This is a genomic window from Halorubrum wangae (genome assembly GCF_051194135.1).
Lineage (GTDB): Archaea > Halobacteriota > Halobacteria > Halobacteriales > Haloferacaceae > Halorubrum.
Map to the genome: position 1 here is coordinate 640,371 of NZ_JBLZNH010000001.1, position 19,088 is coordinate 659,458.

Genomic DNA, 19,088 nt, shown 5'->3' on the forward strand with positions numbered 1-19,088 from the left:
CCGCGAGCTGGCGGCTGATGGCGTATTGTACATGGCTGTTCGCATTGTTTATGACGGCGGGTCGCAAATCTTGCCCATGGACTTCGAGCTACCCGCGGAACACCGGATGATACGCGATACCGTCCGTGAGTTCTGCGAGGAAGAGATCCGGCCGATCGCCCAGGAGATCGAGGACGAACACCGGTTCCCCGACGAGGTGTTCGCCGACCTCAACGATCTCGATATGATGGGCGTGCCGGTGAGCGAGGAGTACGGCGGCCTCGGCGGCGATCAGCTCATGTATGCCCTCGTCACCGAGGAACTCGGCCGCGTCTCGGGCGGGATCGGCCTGTCGTACGCCGCCCACACCTCGCTCGGCGCGAAGCCGATCGAGCTGTTCGGGACGCCCGAACAGAAGGAGGCGTGGCTCCGTCCACTCGCGGAGGGCGGCAAGATCGGCGCGTGGGCGCTCACGGAGCCCGGTAGCGGCTCCGACGCCTCCAACATGGACACGATCGCCGAGTACGACGCCGACGCCGGCGAGTACGTGTTGAACGGGACGAAGCAGTTCATCACGAACGCAAACGTGGCCAACAGCGTGTTGGTGAAGGCCGTCACGGACGCGGACGAGGGGTACGACGGTATCTCGACGTTCATCGTCGATCCCGACGACGACGGGTTCGAGGTCACGACCGTCTGGGACAAGATGGGGCTCAACTCCTCTCCGACCTGCGAGATTCAACTGGACGACGTCCGACTCCCCGAAGATCGGTTGCTCGGTGCGGAGGGCGACGGATGGACCCAGACGATGAAGACGCTCGACGGCGGTCGGATCTCGATCGCCGCGCTCTCCGTCGGGCTGGCCCAAGGAGCCTACGAGGCGGCGAAGGAGTACGCGGGCGAGCGCGAGCAGTTCGGACGACCGATCGCGAAGTTCGACGCAATCCGAGACAAGGTCGTCCACATGCACCGGCAGACGGAGCGCGCACGGCTGCTTACGCACAAGGCCGCCGTGCGGTACGACGCCGGCCAGTCGGTCACGAAGGAGTCGTCGCTGGCGAAACTCGACGCCAGCGAGGCCGCCCGCGAGGTGGCCGAAGAGGCGGTCCAGACACTCGGCGGCTACGGGTACACCACCGACTTCGCCCCTCAGCGGTTCTACCGCGACGCGAAGCTGATGGAAATCGGCGAGGGAACAAGCGAGATCCAACACGTCGTGCTCGGCCGCGAACTCGGGCTGTAATTCGGACTGTAGCTCGGCGATCCGGTACTCCGGACCCGCTCACTCACCTCACTTCCGAGCGACGATCCGGAGGACGTCCTCGTCGGCCAGCTCGTGACCCTTGCCGACCTGTTGGTCGTCGTGCTTCGCGCTCGTTCCGGAGACGCGCGCGAACTTGAACCGCTCCTCGAACTCGCCGCCGATCTTCTTACAGGCGTCGCCGACCGTCTGGCCCTCGAACAGGATCAGCGGCTCCTCGTAGTCGACGCCCCGACCGGGCTTGTCCATGTAGATGCGGATGACGCCGAGTTCCTCCCAGAGCCGCTCTTTCAGCCCGTCGAGGCCCAGTTCCTTCTCGGCTGAGATGAAAAGCACGTCGTCGGGGTCGAGGTCGCGCTCGCGGAGCTCCGCTTTGACGGTCGGGAGGTAGCTCTTGTCGATGAGGTCGGCCTTGTTCACCGTGACCATCGACGGGAGGTACTCCCGATTGTCCATCACGGCGTCGACGAGTTCGTCGATCGTGAGGTCGTGCGGGATGGTCACCTTGGCGTTGACGTAGCCGTACTGGCGGAGCACCTGTTTGACCGTCTCCTCGTCGAGACTCACCTCGTCGCTCATCGTCACGCCGAGCCCATCCTTGTGCGTCTTCCGAATGTTAATGTTGGGCGGCTCCGAGTCGAGTCGGATGTTGGTGGCGTACAGCTCCTCGCGAAGGCGGTCGTACTGCTCAATCTCGAAGACGGAGAGCATGAACACGACGAGGTCGGCTGTCCGAACGACCGAGAGGACCTCCTTCCCGCCCCCGCGACCGCCCGCGGCGCCCTCAATCAGCCCCGGCACGTCGAGGATCTGGATGTTCGCGCCGCGGTATTTCAGCATCCCGGGGTTGACGTCGAGCGTCGTGAACTCGTAGGAGCCGACCTCGCTGTCGGCGTTGGTAAGAGCGTTGATGAGGGTAGACTTTCCGACGCTCGGGAACCCGACGAGCGCGACCGTGGCGTCACCGTGTTTCTCGACGGCGTAGCCGTGGCCGCCGCCGGCGGAGGACTGGTTCTCCAGCTTCTCTTTTTTCTCCGCGAGCTTCGCCTTCAGCCGCCCGACGTGGGCCTCAGTGGCCTTGTTGTAGGGCGTGTTGGCGATCTCCTCGCGGAGGTCCTCGATCTCGTCCTCCAATCCCATTGTGCTATAGTCGGCCGTTCGGCTCGTTAAAGGTGTTCCTTCGGTCCGCCGTACGGCGCCGAGGCGGAGTGCGCCGCCTCGCGGTGCGAAAGGACCGCTCGTGTCGATACTTCGACACGGTTATAGTAGAGCCGTGTAACCACCCTGTACTGCAAATGCCCGATTCGTCGAGCTTCCGTGACAGCACTCAAATCGTCCTCCCGCGTCACGCTCTCGACGGCCTCGGAGACCGGTTCCACGACCGGTTCACCGTGACGGTCGTCGAGGACGACGGGTACTATCGAATCATCGGAAGCCCCGTCGAGATCAAGGCGGCGAGCGACTTTCTCGCTCGAAACGGCGTCGCCGTCGCGTAACGCGACCGGGCCGTCGAACTCTCTCTCGCGGACGTGAGTCGAATTGTTCACCGCGAGCGGCGCCGTCGCGAAGCATAGTCGCGCTACCCGATGAACGGAGACGGCTCTCCTCGTCGCGCGTCGGGACAGGAGGAACGGACCGATCCGTAACGGGGACGAACTCAGCCGATGACGCCGACGATGAGCTGGGCCGCGATGAGAACGAGGAAGACGAGTCCGGCGGCGAACGACCCGGCCGCGACGCCGTGTGCGTTACCGAGCCCGCGTCCGCGGGCCATGAAGTAGGCCCCGAGGAAGACGAAGCCGGTCACGAGAAGGGCGACAGCGGCGTAGGCAACCCCGAGGAGGCTACCGCTGAGCCCCTCCGGAAGCCCGAAGTCGCCGACCGCGAGCAGGGCGACGCCGCCGACGCCGACCGCGATCACGACGAACGCGACGGCCCAGACGACCGGTTGCTGGATGACGTCTCGAACGGCGTCGACGACGGCGGCGTACGTGTCGTCCGACCCGTCCCCTCCGGGCGCCGTTCGCTTCGTGCCGATCCTCGCGACGGCGAGGAAGGTGGCCGCGACGAGCAGCCCCATAAGTGCCGTGCTCAAGAGCGTGAGTGAGACCATGATGAGTTTCTTATTAGCCGGTCCGTTCGCGCGTACAAATAGCCTTCGTATATACGTCTGGCTCAGGGCGCGTTGGGCAGGGTCATCGCTCAGTTGGTTCCCTCCTCAAGCGCTTTTCGATCGGTACTGAGGGCTTCATATTGTAGCCCATCTGCCGACGCTACACAAGAGCTAAGTGTGCCATCGCCAAGGGTGTAATAAGAGCAGAGAGACGAACATGATAGACTCACTTATCCTGCAACAGGGGAGCGACTGGCGCGCGCAGGCGGAGGTCTTTGACGAGATCTTCTTCGTCTTCCTCGCGCTCGGAACGCTCGTCGGTACGATCGTCGTCGCGTACACGCTGTGGAACGTGTACAAGTACCGCGACGACGGGAGCGAACCGAGGGAAGACTTCGACGCGCCGGTAGTCGGCGAGCTCCCGACGGGACAGGGCGGTCCGAAAGCGAAGAAACTCTTCCTCTCGTTCGGACTGAGCGCGATCGTCGTGATCAGTCTGGTCGTGTACGCGTACGGGATCCTCCTCTACGTCGAGGAAGGTCCCGACACGGGCGATGAGGGCGACATCGAAATCCTCGTCGAGGGGTACCAGTTCGGCTGGGAGTACGAATACCCGAACGGCCACACCACGAACGGCGAGATGATCGTGCCGGCCGACCAGCGGATCGACATCAAGGTGACCTCACGAGACGTGTGGCACAACTTCGGCTCGTCGGACTTACGGATAAAGTCCGACGCCATCCCCGGAGAGACCAGCACCAACTGGTTCTCCGTGAGTTCCGAAGAGGTCGAGGCGCAGGGCGGCGAGGCGACGTTCAGAGTCGAGTGCTTCGAGCTGTGCGGGGCCGGCCATTCGCAGATGAAGAGCCAAATCACGGTCATCCCACAGGACGAGTGGGAGGAGTGGTACGAGAGTACGGAGGGTGACGATTCCGGCGGCAACGAGTCGGCCAGCATCGACGACGCCGCCAGCATTGACAGCGTCGCCGTCGGGGGTGTTCCGGCATGAGCGAACTCCCGCCCACGACGTCCGTCAAGCGCTGGCTCGTGACGACGAACCACAAGGACATCGGGGTCCTCTACACGATCACGGCCCTGTTCTTCCTGCTGTTCGGCGGCGTCCTCGCGCTGCTGATCCGCGTCCAGCTCTGGGACCCGGCGAATCAGGTGCTCTCCGGGCTCGCCTACAACGAGGCCGTCACCGCCCACGGGCTGATAATGGTGTTCTGGTTCCTCTCGCCGTTCGGCTTCGGCTTCGCGAACTACTTCGTCCCGCTACAGATCGGTGCCGACGATCTCGCGTTCCCGCGACTGAACGCGCTCTCGTACTGGATGTACCTGTTCTCCGGCGTGCTGCTGGGGATCAGCTTCTTCCAGGGCGGAACGCTGAGCGCAGGCTGGACGATGTACGCACCGCTGAACGTGCCGATGTACACCCCGAGTATCGGGTCGACGGGGGCCGTGCTCGCGCTCGCGATGTTCACCATCGGTATCACCGCGTCGACGGTGAATTTCCTCACGTCGATCCACCACTCGCGCGCTGAGGGGATGGGGATCATGGACATGCCGATGTTCACGTGGTCCATCCTCGCGACCGTCTGGATGATGCTGTTCGCGTTCGCCGCGCTGCTGGCCGTCGGGCTCATCCTCGCGGCCGACCGCGTTCTCGGCTCCGTGTACTTCTCCGCGACCGAGGGCGGCTCCCTCCTGTGGGGCCACCTGTTCTGGTTCTTCGGTCACCCGGAGGTGTACATCGTCTTCTTCCCGGCGCTCGGGGTCATGCTGGAGCTGTTCCAGACGTTCTCCGGCCGCCGGCTCGTCGGTCGGAAGTGGGTGATCATCTCCATCTGTCTCATCTCCGTTCAGTCGTTCCTCGTGTGGATGCACCACATGTTCCTGACGACGATCAACCTGGAGATTAAGACGCTGATGATGGCGACGACCATCGGCATCTCGCTTCCCTTCGACCTCCTCGTGTTCTCGCTGATCTACACGCTGATCAAGGGACGTATCCAGGTCACGACGCCGTTCCTCTTCGCGTTCGGCGCGCTGCTTCTGTTCATCCTGGGTGGCATCACGGGGGTGTTCCTCGGTGCCATCGTGCTTGACTACGAGTTCCGCGGCACGTACTGGGTGGTCGCACACTTCCACTACGTCATGTTCGGCGGGGCCACGGCACTGATCGGCGGGGCCTACTACTGGTTCCCGAAGATGACTGGGAAGATGTACGACGAGCTGCTGGGGAAGCTCCACTTCGTCATCTTCTTCATCGGCTTCAACGCCGTCTACTTCTCGATGTTCCTCGGCTGGGAGACTCCCCGCCGCGTCTTCGAGTACAACCCTGAGTTCCAGATCTACCACCAGTTCGGAACCATCGGCGCGTTCCTGCTCGGGTTCTCCTTCTTCATCATGTTCTACAACTTCGCGAAGTCGTACGTCTCCGGGCCCGAAGCCGGAGAAAACCCGTGGGACTACTCGCGGACCGCGGAGTGGGCGATCTCCTCGCCCCCGCCGCTTGAGAACTGGCCGAACCGCCCCTCGTACGCGTCCGGGAAACTCGAGTTCGTCAAGGACTACATTCCCGACGGCGGCCCCGCAGTGAAGACCGACGCGGACGGAAACGCCGCGACGGACGGCGGTGACAGCCACTCCGCGCACATCAAGGAGTACCCGTACTGGGACAAGCACCCGAGTCACGCGAGCATCTGGCCGCTCTCGCTCTCGCTGATGACCGGGTTCTTCCTGCTCGGTCTCTCCGGCTTCAACGACGCGCTCGAGTTCACCATCGGCGAGAGCGTCGCCACGTCGATGGTCACCGTCGCGAATCCGGTGTACCCGATCCTCGTCGTCATCGGTCTCGTCGGAATGATCGCTTCGGGCGTGAAGTGGGGGCTTGAGGACTTCTACGCCCCGCCGAGCGAGTTCGCCGAACGGTGGCCGTTCAACGGCGTCGAGAAGGTGAAGCTGGGAATGTGGTTCTTCCTGGCCTCCGACGTGATCGTCTTCGGCGCGTTCCTGTCGGCGGCGATCTTCATCCGGTACAACGCTGGATGGCGTACCTGGGAGCCGCTGACGGAGGCGCTTCCCGGCCTCATCAACACGTTCGTACTCATCACCTCCTCGTTCACGGTGATCCTCGCACTCGTCGCCGCCCACCGGAAGAGCCGCAAGGGGCTGCTGGCCTCTCTCGGCTCGACGATCCTGCTTGGGTTCACCTTCCTGGCGATCAAGATGTGGGAGTGGGAGCACGAGGTCTTCGACCGCGGCGTCACGCTGTCGCAGAACGCACACGGCGAACCCATCCAGGCGTCGATCTACTACGTCACCACGGGCCTGCACGGGATCCACGTGGTCGGCGGCCTCCTGATCGCCTGCTTCCTGTTCTACCGGGCGTACCAGGGGCACTACATGGACGACGAGCGGCCGATCGAGTACTTCGGCCTCTACTGGCACTTCGTCGACATCGTCTGGGTGTTCATCTTCCCGCTGTTCTACCTCTTCTGAGGCGGCGTTCGCTGGCGGCTTTCGTTTTTTCCCCGTTCCGTCGTTCCCGATTTTCGTCGTTCAGCGTCGGCTGAATCTCGGACTGCGCCGTCCCGCCCTCACTCCGAGGTCGGTTCGGCACACCACTGACAGAAGTCGAACGAGGGGTCGGTCTCACGACCGCAGTGGGGGCAGGAAACCACGTCGCTCGACTGGTCTGATCGAGGAGACGTCCCGGCGGTTGTCGTGCCCGCTGCGGTCGCCTCCGGGTCGCCTCGCTTCGACGTCGCTGCCTGTTGCTCGCGTTCGAGCTCTCGGTTGTTCCGAATCGCCAGGACGTAGGCGTCGATCACGCTGGCGGCGACGACGACCACGGCCGGTCCGATGTCGGCGACCGGAGGCGGGTCGCCGGACACGAGCCGATCCACTGCGGCGTCGGGAACGATGAAGACGAGCGTCGCGGTCACCGCGGCGTACCAGCCGAACGCGCGGGCCCAACGCCGGAGATAGGCGTGTCCGAGTCCCGAGACGAGGAACGCCAGCAGGACGGCGAGCCAAGGTCGACGGCGGCGACGGTCTGTCATGAGGTGGGGTACGAACCCCGAGCCCCTGTACCTACCCCTCGCTCGGTGCGTTTATTACGCCGAGACGCCGACTTCGTGTATGATCGGCATCCCCGCCGGTGACTTCCTGATCGGCGTCGGATACGCGGTGTTCGGCGTCGGGACGTGGTTTCTGGGGCTCGGCATCGCGTACCTACTGTACCGACGCTGGCGCGGCGACGGCCCGCGCACGAAATACGAGGAGTAAACGCCGACCGCCGCTCGATTCCGCCCGACTCGTTCCGGTTCGGTCACGCTTTTGAAGTCGCTGGACCGAGAGACGGTATGACAGACACGGCGCTCGTCATCGGCGGCACGCGATTTATCGGTCGACACACCGTCTCCGACCTGCTCGCGAACGACTACGAGGTGACGACGTTGAACCGCGGAACTCGCGAGGACCCCTTCGCGGACGACGACCGCGTGACGCACGTCGAGGGCGACCGAACGAACGAGCGGGACCTCCGGACGGCGAAGCTTTCCGCGGACCCCGACATCGTCGTCGACTGCGTCGCCTACTATCCCGCCGACGTCGAGACCGCAGTGGACGTGTTCGCCGACGTGGACGGCTACGTGTACATCTCGTCCGGTTCCAGTTACGCCGAGGAAGAGATTCCGAAGCGCGAGGGCGAGACGCCGCTGCACGCGTGTACGCCCGAGCAGGCGACCGACGAGAGCGACGAGACGTACGGGAATCGGAAAGCAGAGGCGGATCGGATCGTGTTCGCCGCCGCCGAGGAGGGGGTCAACGCGATGGCGGTCCGCCCCTGTATCGTCTACGGTCCACACGATTACACCGAGCGACTGGACTACTGGATCGACCGCGTCCTCAGCTACGACCAGGTCATCGTCCCGGGAGACGGGCAGAACCTCTGGCACCGCGCGTACGTCGAGGACGTGGCGAGCGCGCTTCGGATCGTCGCCGAGCGTGGGGAGCCCGGTGCCGCGTACAACGTCGGCGACCGTCGGGCGCTCACCCTCGAAGAGACGCTGGAGACCATCGCGGCGGCTGCCGGCGCCGACTGTGAGGTCGTCCCTGCGAGCGGCGACGCGCTCGCAGCCGGGGGGCTCGAACCGGACGACTTCGTCCTCTACCGGGAGTACCCGCACCTGCTGGACACGTGCGCGCTCGCCGACCTCGGCTGGGAGTCGACCCCCGTCGAGGAGGCGATGGCCCGGACGGTCGCCGACCACCGCGAGGCCGAGCGCGACGGGAGCGAGTGGGATCCCGGACGCGACGCGGAAGAGCGCGTGCTGGGCGTCAAAGAAACGCTGTAAACCCCCCGAATCGGCGAGTTCAGTAAGCCGCGTCCCAGCGCGACGGCCTGCGACGGTTCCCGCAGTCGCCGCACTCCATTCGGTCCATCGTGTCGATGGCGACGTTGGTTCCCTCGCAGTTCCCACAGAAGTAGCCGTATCGCTGCTCCCGGTCGGGGTCGGCGTACGCCACGTAGAAGGGGCCCTCCGATCCCCGCTCGTTCTCGTTGAAGGCGACGTAGACGGTGTCGCCCGCGTCCGTCTCCACGATGCCCTCGGAGATGCCGGTCAACCGGCTGATCTGTTTGCGGTACTCCCGCTCGTCGAACGTCTCGTCCCCGATCTCCACGGTGCGATCGCCGACGAGTTCGTACCCCTCCGCTTCGTAGAACGCGGTCCCGGCCTCGTTGGCGACGAGGACCCGGGCCTTGATGCGGTCGACGTCACCGTCCTGTAGCTCTGCCTCGATGCGTTCGAGGAGTGCGGACCCGATCCCCGACTCGCGGTGGTCCGGGTGAACGTGGAGCCAGTCGATCTCGCCGACCCGCTCGCGGCGGCCGACGATGAAACCCTCGGCGAAGCCGACCACGTCCCCGTCAACGACGGCGACCGGATACACCGTGCGCTCGTCGTCGATGTCGGCGGTGAGTTCTTCGGTGTCGTACCACTCGTCGACCGCCTCGGTGAGCAGCGCCTCGTCGACGGCGTGGCCGTAAGAGGCGAGCAGCGATTCGCGGGCGACCGCTCGGATAGCAGCAACGTCGGTTGCAGTAGCGTCGCGCAGTTCCATACCTACCGGTCCACCCACGACTACAAAAAACACGGCCGAACATGTCAGAACTGCCGGACTCGGTTCGGCAGTCATCGGTGGAACGGGATGAAGAGACTGACCGTGGAAGAACGAGACGAAGAGAAGGAACGCGGAAGAGAGCGGCGAAGCGCTACGAGATGGAGTACGTCGCTGCCGCCATGAGCAGCATCGTGAGCGCGAGCGCCAGCGCCATGATGTAGGTCAGCGAGCGGTTCTCCCACCGGAGGTGTTGGAAGTACGCGACGATGAGCACCGTCTTGATAGTCGCGAGCACCATCGTCCCGCCGAACGCTTGCGCGTACGTGAAGTTGAGGAATTCGGCCTCGAAGAGGACGAAGTTCAACGTCGCCGCGACGAGGAGCGCGACGTAGATTGCGGTGTATAGTTTGAGCGAGTCTTCCGACATTGCTTACCTCTCACTTCGTCCGTGCCCTTAAAGAATTAACCATCCGACCCCCCGTTCGACCGTCCACCAGCGCCGCGTCGAGCGTCAGTTTGATCGGCCCGTCGCGCTCCGTGCGCCCGAAACGTCTATACCGCCGACGCACCGACCTCACGTCGATCACTCGTCGAGGCATCACCGTGGACCCGCTCGAACCGACTGACGACCTGCTCGAGTCGCTGTACGTCGTCAACAAGGTGGCAAAGCAGTTCGCCGACGAGGCGACCGCCGCCTACGACCGTGGCGACCTCACGGAGAGCAACGTCCGCTCCGCTCGCAAGGACGCCCTCTACCGAACGAAAACGGCGGTCCTGTCGCGGATTGTCGCTCACGAGGAGTCGGACGTCACCGGCGAGTACCACTCCATCAACGGCGACGTCTGGTTGTTCCTCACGATCCGGGACTGGCACTTCCACCAGCCGCCGCGCGCGATCGGCGGCGACCTCGCGGCCGAAGTCGACGTCTCGAACACGCCCGAGGAACCGATCGACGCTCCGTACGAGCGTGACTCGGCGGTCGAGCGCTCGGACCGTTCGCTGGAGGCGGCGCTCTCTGCGCTCACGGACGTCGGCGTCAACGCGAACGACCACCTCGCGCGGCCGACCGTGACGAGCGAACACGACCGCATCGTCGACGTGCGCTGGTCGTTCCTCCCCTGACCACGGCCGGAAGTGCTCCGCTGTAGGGGCTCCGGTGTGATGGCAAAAAAACCGAACGGCGTCAGCGAGGAGTGCGGACCGGCGTTAGCTCTCGACGACTTCGATGGCGCCGAGCATCCCGTTCGCTTGGTGCGGCGTGCACTGGTACAGCTGGATGCCGGTGTTGTCGAACGACTGCTCGAAGGTCGCTCCTTCTTCGGAGACCGCGTCGCCGCTGTTGAAGTCGGACTCCGAGCCCTCCACGGAGGCAACGTTGTGCGCGCCGCCCTCGCCGGTCCACTCCCAGACGACGGTCGTACTGGAGTCGATCCGGATCGCGGCCGGATCGAACGCCAGGCCGACGTCGCCGGCGCCTACCGAAACGGTGACCTCGTCCTGTCCGGTGTAATCGGCGATGGTGCCGTCGTACATCCGGGCGTCGCTGAGGTACTCGTCGATTTCGCTCGGAACGTCGTCGAGAGGCTCCCCGGAACCGCCCGAGTCGCCGCCGTCGGAGCCGTCGGAGCCGTCGCCGCCGTCGCCGCCGTCTCCGCCGCCCGAACAGCCGGCGAGTGCTCCGATGGTGAGTGCGGCTCCGGTGCCCGCGACGTACCGCCGTCTGCTCAGTCTATCAGACATCATTGTTGATAGGCCCTCGAGCCTTACAAATCCCTTGCTACCCCCCGCATTCCCGGAATCCCCGGAGGTGTTAAGTAGCCTCTCAGTCGACCGATCGCGACCGCGCCGTCGGCGGGTTTATTCCTCGCCGGCGCCCTGAGTCGGACGTATGCGGGAGGACGAACTGGCGACCGCCGTCGTCGATCATTACACGGCCGTCCACGACGACCCGGAGGTCCGACTGGAGGAGCCGTACGACGCCGAGGGACGACGCGGCGTCGTCGACGTGTACGTCCGGCTGCGGACGCCGGAGCGCGTCGATCACGTGATCGAACTCAAGGGCGATGCGGCCGTGCGCCGAGCGACCGGGGCGAACGAGATTCTGCGGCAGTACCGGCGCATGGAGCGGTACTTCCACGCCGACGAACGACACACGATCCGACCGAAACTTGGCCGTACCGAGCCGGGCGCGCGCTATCTCCTCTGTTTCGCGCCCACCCCGACCTGCGTCCACCACGTCGCCACTCATCGGTCGCTGTACGGATCGGTCGACGCCTCGGCGCAGGTCAACGACGTCCCAGTGGTCCGCACCGTCGCATTCCTTACCGGGCTCGACGGCGATCCCTCGGAGCTCGGAATGGTCTCGGTCAACGGCGACGCCCACTTCGGCTCCGAGGCGTTCCTCGGCGCGGTGCCGCCCGACTCACGGCTCGCGGAGAGCCTCCGCGGTGTCGACGACGCTCTCGTCGAGTTTCCGTAGCGACCCGGCGACGACCGAAAGGTGCTTTTCGCCCCGCGGCGACTTCCGACCATGATAACGGTCGCGTTGGCGGGAAAGCCGAACGCCGGGAAGTCCACGTTCTACACGGCCGCGACGATGGCCGACGTCGACGTCGCGAACTACCCGTTCACGACCATCGACGCGAACCGCGGCGTCACCCACGTCCGGACGGAGTGCCCCTGTCTCGACCGCGAGGAACGCTGCGGCAACGAGAACTGCCGCGACGGAAAGCGGTACGTCCCGGTCGAACTGCTCGACGTGGCTGGACTCGTCCCGGGCGCGCACGAGGGTAAGGGCCTCGGCAACCAGTTCCTCGACGAGCTGACGAACGCGGACGTCGTCTGCAACGTCGTCGACGCCTCCGGCGCGACGAACGCGGAGGGCGAGCCGGTCGAGGTCGGCTCGCACGACCCGCTCGAGGACGTGGACTTCGTCGAGGAGGAGATGGACCTCTGGCTCGCTGGGATCGTCGACCGCAACTGGGAGAGCGTCGAGCGGAAGTCCCGTTCGCCCGACTTCGACCTGGAGGAGTCCGTGACGGATCTCCTGACCGGATTCGGCGCAACGGAGCACGACGTCACGGCGGTCCTCCGCGGGCTGGAGTACCCCGCAGACCCGAAGGTGTGGACCGATGACGACCGCGAAGCGCTCGCGCGGGCGATCCGTCGGAGAACAAAGCCGATCGTCGTCGTCGCCAACAAGGTCGACGTCGCCCCGGACGGTGCGCTCGATCGCATTCGCGAGGGGACCGATAAACCCGTGATTCCCGTGACGGCCGACGGTGAGCTCGGGCTCCGGCGCGCGGCGGAGGCGGGCATCGTCGACTACGACCCCGGAGACGACGACTTCGAGATCATTGGTGAGGTGTCGGACGGTCAGCGTAAGGGACTCGACGCGATCCGTGACGCCATGCGCGAGCACGGTGGGACGGGGGTCCAGACCGCGCTCAACGCCGCCGTGTACGACCTGCTCGACCGCATCACGGTGTACCCGGTGCAGGACGCTTCGAAGTGGACGGATGGGACTGGGAACGTGCTTCCGGACGCCTTCCTTCTCCCGTCGGGGGCGACCCCGCCGGACTTGGCGTACGCGGTCCACACCGACATCGGTGAGGGGTACCTCCACGCCGTCGACGCGCGCTCCTCGCGACGGATCGGCGAGGGACACGAACTGACCGAGGGCGACGTCGTGAAAATCGTCTCGACCGCGGGGCCGTGACCGGGTCGCGATCGCCCCCGACGTCCAACCGGCACCGCGCGTGAGACCGACAGGCACATGCGGATCCCCTGAGAGGGGCCGGTAGATGCTGGGGCTGGAACACGACTTTCGGATCGTCGACACCCGCGCGACGTTGGACCCCGACGAGTCGTCGGTCGCCACCCACGGTCGGGACATCTCGCCCGAGCGGCTCGAGCGCGAGATGCTCCAGGCCGGCGTCGTCCGGGCGGTCGCGAGCCCCGGACGACGCGCCACGGGACAGAGCTACCTCCGCGCGAACAACGCAGTCGCGCGGCTCTCTATCGACCGTCCCTTCGTCGCGTTCGCCCGGCTTAACGGCCCGCGAGATGCCGGTTCCGGCCCCGTCTCGGCGGTGCGGAACCTCCGCGCCGAGCGCGACGACCATCACGCCCGGCCCGACGACGTCGAGCAGTACTCCTACGACGACCGCTTCCACGGGTTCACCCTCGTCCCGCACGTCGACGGCCTCCCGAACGAGGACGTGCTCGGGCGACTGGAGGCGGCCGACCTCCCCCTCATCGTCCACGCCGGGCGGGCCTTCCCTCCCGAGGCGGTCGAACGCGAACTCCTCGACTACGACCTTCCCCTCGTCCTCGCGAGCTTCGGCGGCTACCCGCTCGACGCCGACCTAATGAACGAGACGCTCGACCTGCTCGACGAGTACGACCGGCTCTACGTCGACACGAGCGCCGTCCGCTACCGCGAGGTGCTCGAACGCGGCGTCTTGGAACACCCCGACCGCGTCCTCTTCGGCTCCGGCGCGCCCGACGTCCACCCGAACGTCGGCGTGATGGAGGTGCTCACCCTCGACGTCTCGGAGGACCTCATGCGTCGCGTGTTCGCGAAGAATCCCGCCCGGCTGATCCCCGCGCTCGCCGAGGGCGCGGACGCCTGAACCGACGCCGACTTGTCGCGTCGCCGCCGATCCGAACGCATGAGCGACGCAGAACCGACGGGCGCGCGGAACGAGGCCGGTGAGGACGCACTGGTCGAGACCGTCCGCGCGAGCGGCCACGAGCACGTCACCGCCGAGCACGCGAGCACGTTCGAACTCACGACCGACGACTGGCTGACACCGGCGGGAGATTGCATCCTCGGCGTCGAGGCCGACCGAACGCCCGGAGAGTTCTCGGACGCGTTCCGGGAAGCGTGCCGAGACGCGGACGCGACGATCACGGCGACCATAGCGGCCGGAGAGCCGGACGACGAGTCGGTCGCCTTCGACGACCCCGCACACGTCGATCGGATCGTCGGCCGCGGCGACCCGGACCTCTCGCTCGTCGACGACCGCTCGCTGGTCGGTCGAACGAGCGAGTACACCGACGACGAACGCACGATCCTCGTCGACGGCGACGGCGCGGCCGCCGACCTCGACCGCGACCTCGTCGCCGCACTCGCCGACGGGGCGCCACTGGCACTGCGGCTGACGGTCGAACGGGCCGAGTGAATTCGGTGGGCGGTGGAAATCCCGCTTATAAATCGCCGCCGCCGGTTCCGGCGGCGGTCGTACTGCGTCCGGGGGCGGGTGGCGGCGGGGGAGGAGCGCGGCGGGAGCCACCGCGCCCCGCTCCGGCGACCGTTTTATAAATAACCGGGTCTGTTGAAACCCTCCGAATTTGATAGGTGTGACGTGAGACATACAGAGGCTGTATGCAGCACAGTGAGCGTGGATGTTTGACTGTAAATCTCAGTTCAACAAGATATTTCATGCGTCAAAACATTTGATTGAATATGCGTCGTCGAGCCCTCCTCTCTGGGACATTTGGTTTGGTAACGTTATCTGGACTTGCTGGTTGTTCTTCGTCCTCTGACGAAGGACAGGTAACGGTTGACCGAATCGTTCTCCGATCAGACACAGGACAGCCTGAGCAGATGGATTTGACCCTTGTTTATGCACCACGCGATGGTTCTACTGAACGGCCCGTTTGGGGCAGCTACGATCTTCCTGAATCTGGCGACACAGTCATTGTAGATGATTTTGAGACTGGCCCCGGGTTCTATAGTTTAACAGCTCACTCCCAGACCCACGATAATCTCGAAGTCGTCTCGGCAAATACTCTGAGTGACGCTGTCAGAAACGATACTTTTCAGTTTGAAGCAGTCGTCAAACGGACAGGAGATGTGTTTGCCAACTTGAGTGATACTCGTGACACGATCTCAATCCCCGGCTATTCTCGTTACTGATTGATTCAGAGATTACGATGCTGACTATGCGCTCTGTATTCAGCACGACCGCAGAAAACTATCAGCGACTGAGGATTTCAACAGAGCCAAATAACCGACTGACGACGCCGACCCTTATTTAAATCGGCAGTTCCGCGTCGGCCTCGACCTCGCGGTCGACCTCCTCCGGCGCGCGCCACTCGGTCGTTCGCTCTAAGAGTTGGACGACCATGCCGCCCGTCGCGCCCCAGACGGTGTAGCCGTCGACGTGGAAGAAGTGGATCCGGTGGAGCCCGTAGGTCGGGTGGTCTCGCCGCTCGGACTCGTAGTTCGCGGGATCGGTCAGTCCGCTCACTGGGAGGACCGCGACCTCCGCCACCTCCGATTCGTCGGGCACGTACTCGCGGTCGGGCGCGACGCCGACGAACGGCCGGATCCGGTAGTCGCTCGACGTCCGCGTGTCGTCGAGCCGTCCGACGACGTCGACCTCCTCGGCCCGCATCCCCACCTCCTCGCTCGCCTCGCGGAGCGCGGTGTCGGTCAGGCTGCGGTCGACCGGTTCACGGCCGCCGCCCGGGAAACTCATCTGCCCGGGGTGTCGCCCGAGGTGCGCCGCGCGCTTCGTGAACAGCAGGTGGGCTTCGCCGTCGCGTTCGAGAACTGGCGCGAGCACCGCCGCCTCTCGACGGGCTCGGGTCACCGTCTCGGGCGTGTACCGACGCAACCCCGACAGGTCCATACCGGTCGTAGGCGCCCGGAGCGGGTTAACGTTTCTCCGCGTTCCGACGGATTGGCGCGATCGAACGCTCGGAGGCGTCCCGGTCGCGCGACCGCGGCCGAACGACGCGCACGGCTTCGGACGTTTTAAGCCCGCGACCCACCCTTCACAGGACAATGAGCGAGGACGATCAGGAACTCGGCATCACCGAGTCCAAGTCACACAACACCGGCGAGTGGTACGCCGAGGTCGTACAGAAAGCGGGGCTGGCCGACTACGGCCCGGAGGGCATGAGCGGGTTCATCGTCACCCGGCCGCGCGCGTACGCCGTCTGGGAGCGCCTGCAGGGGTTCCTCGACGCGAAGTTCAAGGACACCGGCGTCCAGAACGCCTACTTCCCGCTGTTCATTCCCGAGTCGTACCTCGAACGCGAGAAGGACATCGTCGAGGGGTTCGACCCCGAGGTGGCGTGGGTGACCGAAGCGGGCACGAAGGAGCTCGAAGAGCGGCTCGCGGTCCGCCCGACCTCCGAGTCGATCATCACGCCGTACATCAGCCAGTGGGTGCGGAGCCACCGTGACCTCCCGCTGCGGGTGAACCAGTGGTGCTCCGTCGTGCGCTGGGAGGCGACGGAGTCGAAGCCGTTCTTCCGCACGAAGGAGTTCCTCTGGCAGGAGGGACACACCGCGCACGCGACCAGTGAGGACGCGTGGGAGGAGACCATGACGCGGCTCGACCAGTACGAGTCCGTCTACGAGGACCTGCTGGCGTTACCCGTCCTGAAGGGGCAGAAGCCCGACCACGACAAGTTCCCCGGCGCGGACACGACGACGACCGTCGAGGCGCTGATGCCGGACGGAAAGTCGGTGCAGGCCGGCACCTCGCACCACCTGGGACAGTCGTTCGCGGAGGCGTTCGACATCACGTTCTCGGACGAGGACGAGGAGGAACGGCTCGCGCACACGACCTCGTGGGGGCTCTCGTGGCGCGCGCTCGGCGCGCTGATCATGACCCACTCGGACGAACAAGGACTCGTGCTCCCGCCGGGCGTCGCTCCCGAACAGGTCGTCGTCGTCCCGATCTGGCAGGAGGACACGAAAGACGATGTGCTCGACTACGCCGAGGGCGTCGCCGACGACCTCGACGAGGCCGGCGTCCGCGTCGAACTCGACGACCGCGACGAGCGCAACCCCGGCTTCAAATTCAACGAACACGAGCTGAACGGGGTCCCGCTACGGATCGAGATCGGCCCCCACGAGGTCGAGGACGGTGAACTCACCCTCGTCCACCGGCCGGACGGCGAGAACGTCGTCGAGAGCCGAGACGAGGTCGTCGACACCGTCCGCGACCACTTCGACGAGATTTACGCGAAGCTGTACGCGGCCGCGGAGGAGACGCTCGATGGCGAGGTCAGGGAAGCCGAGGACCGCGCCGAGATACTCGGGACGCTCGGGCAGCACGGCGGCTACGTGAAGACGCCGTGGTGCGGCGACGAGGCGTGCGAGGAACCGATCAAAGAGCCGATGGCCGCCGAGATTGTGATGGTGCCGTTCGAAGCGGACGACCCCCTCGTCGACGGCGACGGCGACGAGACGTGCGCGATCTGCGGCGAAGACGCGGAACGGACCGCCTACTTCGCGAAGTCGTACTAAGTCATACTAAATCGAACGGGGTGACGGGGCGGCCGTCTCCCGATCTGCGTCCCCGACGCTGTCTTGCGTTTAATTCGGGTTGATCCGGATTAACGGAGATCGGTTTATATACGGATACGTTGCATACCGACAGGTGATGAATCGAGGCACCGCGCTGCTCCTCGTCGCGTTCGCGCTGGTCGCCGCTGTCGGCGTTGCCGCGGCCGGCCCCGTCGGGACGGTCGTCGCGCAGGACGACCCGGCGGCGACGAACGAGACGGGCGAGCGTAACGGAACGGAGACGGTGAACGAGGGCGATATTAGCCCCGGTGAGCGCCTCTCCGGCGTGATCGGGGTCCAGCGGGCGGAGATATCCGGTGAGGTCGAGTCGCGAGCGTTCGAGGTCGGACTCAACCGGACGGCGACCCCCGAGGAGCGGGCCGACCTCGTCGCCGAGCGCGTAAACCGGACGGAGGAACGGCTGGCCGAGATCGAAGAGCGCCAGCAGACGCTCCGTGAACGCCGTGACGCCGGCGAGCTGACCCCCGGCGGGTTCGCCGCTCGCATGGCGGAGACGAGCGCCCGAGCCGAAGCGATCAAGCGCGAGGCGAACCGAAGCGCCGAGGTCGCCCAGGAACTCCCCGAGGCCGTCAGGATCGACCGTGGACTGACCGAGGAGCGCCTCGTCGAACTCCGTGAGCGGGCCGGCAACGCGAGCGGCCCCGAGGTCGCGGCCATCGCTCGCGGCGTCGCCGGCAACGACGTCGGGGGCCCACTGGCGTCGGACCGACGCGGCCCGCCTGCGCACGCGGGAGGCGGTTCCGGGGACGGCGCGGGTCCGAGGGCCGGCGACCGACCGGACGCGGGCACTGACGAACCGGGTGAGGGGCCGGCGGAGCGCGGGAACGGCACGAACGGCACGAACGGCAACGGGACGGCAGCGAACGCCGGCGGAACGGGGGCGAGCGGCGACGCAGCGAACACTGTCGGGGCACCTGACCAAGCAGGAAACGCCACGTCCGAGCGCGGCCCGAACGCCGACGGGAACCGACCCGACGACAACCAGACCCCGCCGCGCGACGGGTCGTCCTCGAGCGCCGCCGGCGGTGACGAGCGGGGGAACGAGAGTCGCGCGGATAGGAGAGCGAGTACCGCCGTCGACTCCGCCGCGAACCGTCTCGTCGCGTCGCTGGTTAACGCCGTCGACCTCATCGGAGGAGTTCTCGTCGGTATCGATGGATAGGCTCGCTCCGTCGCGGTCCGGACGGCTCGCACCCTGACAGGGTCGTCCCAGAACCGGTTTCCGGTTCTCTTCGGCGGCAATCGGTCGGAGCGGGCTCCTTTCGTGCTCC

At 65.7% G+C, this 19,088-nt stretch carries 20 protein-coding genes; 13 read left to right on the forward strand and 7 right to left on the reverse strand.

The window, feature by feature from the left end:
• The first annotated feature begins 76 nt into the window (after positions 1 to 76).
• Positions 77 to 1,222 (forward strand): acyl-CoA dehydrogenase family protein, encoded by a 1,146-nt coding sequence (locus ACNS84_RS03300; protein WP_435073413.1) that lies wholly within the window; start codon positions 77 to 79, stop codon positions 1,220 to 1,222.
• Between the two features lie 48 nt (positions 1,223 to 1,270).
• On the opposite strand, the gene ACNS84_RS03305 is transcribed toward ACNS84_RS03300, so the two are convergent.
• On the reverse strand, positions 1,271 to 2,380 hold the full coding sequence (locus ACNS84_RS03305; protein WP_435073414.1) for an OBG GTPase family GTP-binding protein: 1,110 nt from the start codon (positions 2,378 to 2,380) through the stop codon (positions 1,271 to 1,273).
• A gap of 155 nt (positions 2,381 to 2,535) precedes the next feature.
• Here ACNS84_RS03305 and ACNS84_RS03310 point away from each other — a divergent pair, with 155 nt between their 5' ends.
• Positions 2,536 to 2,736, forward strand: coding sequence for a VNG_1110C family protein (locus ACNS84_RS03310; protein WP_435073415.1), 201 nt, complete (start codon positions 2,536 to 2,538; stop codon positions 2,734 to 2,736).
• A gap of 161 nt (positions 2,737 to 2,897) precedes the next feature.
• Here ACNS84_RS03310 and ACNS84_RS03315 read toward each other — a convergent pair whose 3' ends face one another.
• Complete coding sequence (locus ACNS84_RS03315; protein WP_435073416.1) at positions 2,898 to 3,353, reverse strand: hypothetical protein; 456 nt, start codon at positions 3,351 to 3,353, stop codon at positions 2,898 to 2,900.
• A 217-nt stretch (positions 3,354 to 3,570) separates the two neighbouring features.
• On the opposite strand from ACNS84_RS03315, the gene coxB reads away from it, so the two are divergent.
• A complete protein-coding gene (coxB, locus tag ACNS84_RS03320) occupies positions 3,571 to 4,362 on the forward strand; it encodes a cytochrome c oxidase subunit II (RefSeq protein ID WP_435073417.1) in 792 nt (263 codons plus the stop codon).
• A complete protein-coding gene (locus tag ACNS84_RS03325; RefSeq protein ID WP_435073418.1) occupies positions 4,359 to 6,857 on the forward strand; it encodes a cbb3-type cytochrome c oxidase subunit I in 2,499 nt (832 codons plus the stop codon). Before coxB ends, ACNS84_RS03325 begins: the two co-directional genes overlap by 4 nt.
• Positions 6,858 to 6,955: 98 nt before the next feature.
• Here the strand turns inward: ACNS84_RS03325 and ACNS84_RS03330 are convergent, their stop codons facing one another.
• Entirely contained in the window at positions 6,956 to 7,420 is a 465-nt protein-coding gene (locus tag ACNS84_RS03330; RefSeq protein ID WP_435073419.1) for a DUF7575 domain-containing protein, read from the reverse strand.
• Positions 7,421 to 7,499: 79 nt separating this feature from the next.
• Here ACNS84_RS03330 and ACNS84_RS03335 point away from each other — a divergent pair, with 79 nt between their 5' ends.
• Entirely contained in the window at positions 7,500 to 7,646 is a 147-nt protein-coding gene (locus ACNS84_RS03335; RefSeq protein WP_435073420.1) for a hypothetical protein, read from the forward strand.
• A 77-nt stretch (positions 7,647 to 7,723) separates the two neighbouring features.
• On the forward strand, positions 7,724 to 8,716 hold the full coding sequence (locus ACNS84_RS03340) for an NAD-dependent epimerase/dehydratase family protein (RefSeq protein WP_435073421.1): 993 nt from the start codon (positions 7,724 to 7,726) through the stop codon (positions 8,714 to 8,716).
• A gap of 19 nt (positions 8,717 to 8,735) precedes the next feature.
• On the opposite strand, the gene ACNS84_RS03345 is transcribed toward ACNS84_RS03340, so the two are convergent.
• Positions 8,736 to 9,485, reverse strand: coding sequence for a GNAT family N-acetyltransferase (locus ACNS84_RS03345; protein WP_435073422.1), 750 nt, complete (start codon positions 9,483 to 9,485; stop codon positions 8,736 to 8,738).
• Positions 9,486 to 9,636: 151 nt separating this feature from the next.
• A complete protein-coding gene (locus tag ACNS84_RS03350; protein WP_435073423.1) occupies positions 9,637 to 9,912 on the reverse strand; it encodes a cytochrome C oxidase subunit IV family protein in 276 nt (91 codons plus the stop codon).
• Positions 9,913 to 10,088: 176 nt separating this feature from the next.
• On the opposite strand from ACNS84_RS03350, the gene ACNS84_RS03355 reads away from it, so the two are divergent.
• Entirely contained in the window at positions 10,089 to 10,607 is a 519-nt protein-coding gene (locus ACNS84_RS03355; RefSeq protein WP_435073424.1) for a hypothetical protein, read from the forward strand.
• 84 nt (positions 10,608 to 10,691) lie between these two features.
• Here ACNS84_RS03355 and ACNS84_RS03360 read toward each other — a convergent pair whose 3' ends face one another.
• Positions 10,692 to 11,225 carry a halocyanin domain-containing protein gene (locus ACNS84_RS03360; protein WP_435073782.1) on the reverse strand — a complete coding sequence of 178 codons (534 nt, stop codon included), beginning with the start codon at positions 11,223 to 11,225 and terminating at the stop codon, positions 10,692 to 10,694.
• Positions 11,226 to 11,373: 148 nt separating this feature from the next.
• Here ACNS84_RS03360 and ACNS84_RS03365 point away from each other — a divergent pair, with 148 nt between their 5' ends.
• From ACNS84_RS03365 to ACNS84_RS03380, 4 genes are all read left to right on the forward strand, one after another.
• Positions 11,374 to 11,964 carry a hypothetical protein gene (locus ACNS84_RS03365; protein ID WP_435073425.1) on the forward strand — a complete coding sequence of 197 codons (591 nt, stop codon included), beginning with the start codon at positions 11,374 to 11,376 and terminating at the stop codon, positions 11,962 to 11,964.
• Between the two features lie 51 nt (positions 11,965 to 12,015).
• Entirely contained in the window at positions 12,016 to 13,203 is a 1,188-nt protein-coding gene (locus tag ACNS84_RS03370) for a redox-regulated ATPase YchF (RefSeq protein ID WP_435073426.1), read from the forward strand.
• Between the two features lie 85 nt (positions 13,204 to 13,288).
• A complete protein-coding gene (locus ACNS84_RS03375; RefSeq protein ID WP_435073427.1) occupies positions 13,289 to 14,119 on the forward strand; it encodes an amidohydrolase family protein in 831 nt (276 codons plus the stop codon).
• Between the two features lie 39 nt (positions 14,120 to 14,158).
• Positions 14,159 to 14,671, forward strand: coding sequence for a DUF371 domain-containing protein (locus ACNS84_RS03380; protein WP_435073428.1), 513 nt, complete (start codon positions 14,159 to 14,161; stop codon positions 14,669 to 14,671).
• Positions 14,672 to 15,526: 855 nt separating this feature from the next.
• Here ACNS84_RS03380 and ACNS84_RS03385 read toward each other — a convergent pair.
• Entirely contained in the window at positions 15,527 to 16,126 is a 600-nt protein-coding gene (locus ACNS84_RS03385; RefSeq protein ID WP_435073429.1) for an NUDIX hydrolase, read from the reverse strand.
• 155 nt (positions 16,127 to 16,281) lie between these two features.
• On the opposite strand from ACNS84_RS03385, the gene proS reads away from it, so the two are divergent.
• Positions 16,282 to 17,757 carry a proline--tRNA ligase gene (gene proS / locus ACNS84_RS03390; RefSeq protein WP_435073430.1) on the forward strand — a complete coding sequence of 492 codons (1,476 nt, stop codon included), beginning with the start codon at positions 16,282 to 16,284 and terminating at the stop codon, positions 17,755 to 17,757.
• 136 nt (positions 17,758 to 17,893) lie between these two features.
• Positions 17,894 to 18,979, forward strand: coding sequence for a DUF7096 domain-containing protein (locus tag ACNS84_RS03395; protein ID WP_435073431.1), 1,086 nt, complete (start codon positions 17,894 to 17,896; stop codon positions 18,977 to 18,979).
• Positions 18,980 to 19,088 lie beyond the last annotated feature (109 nt).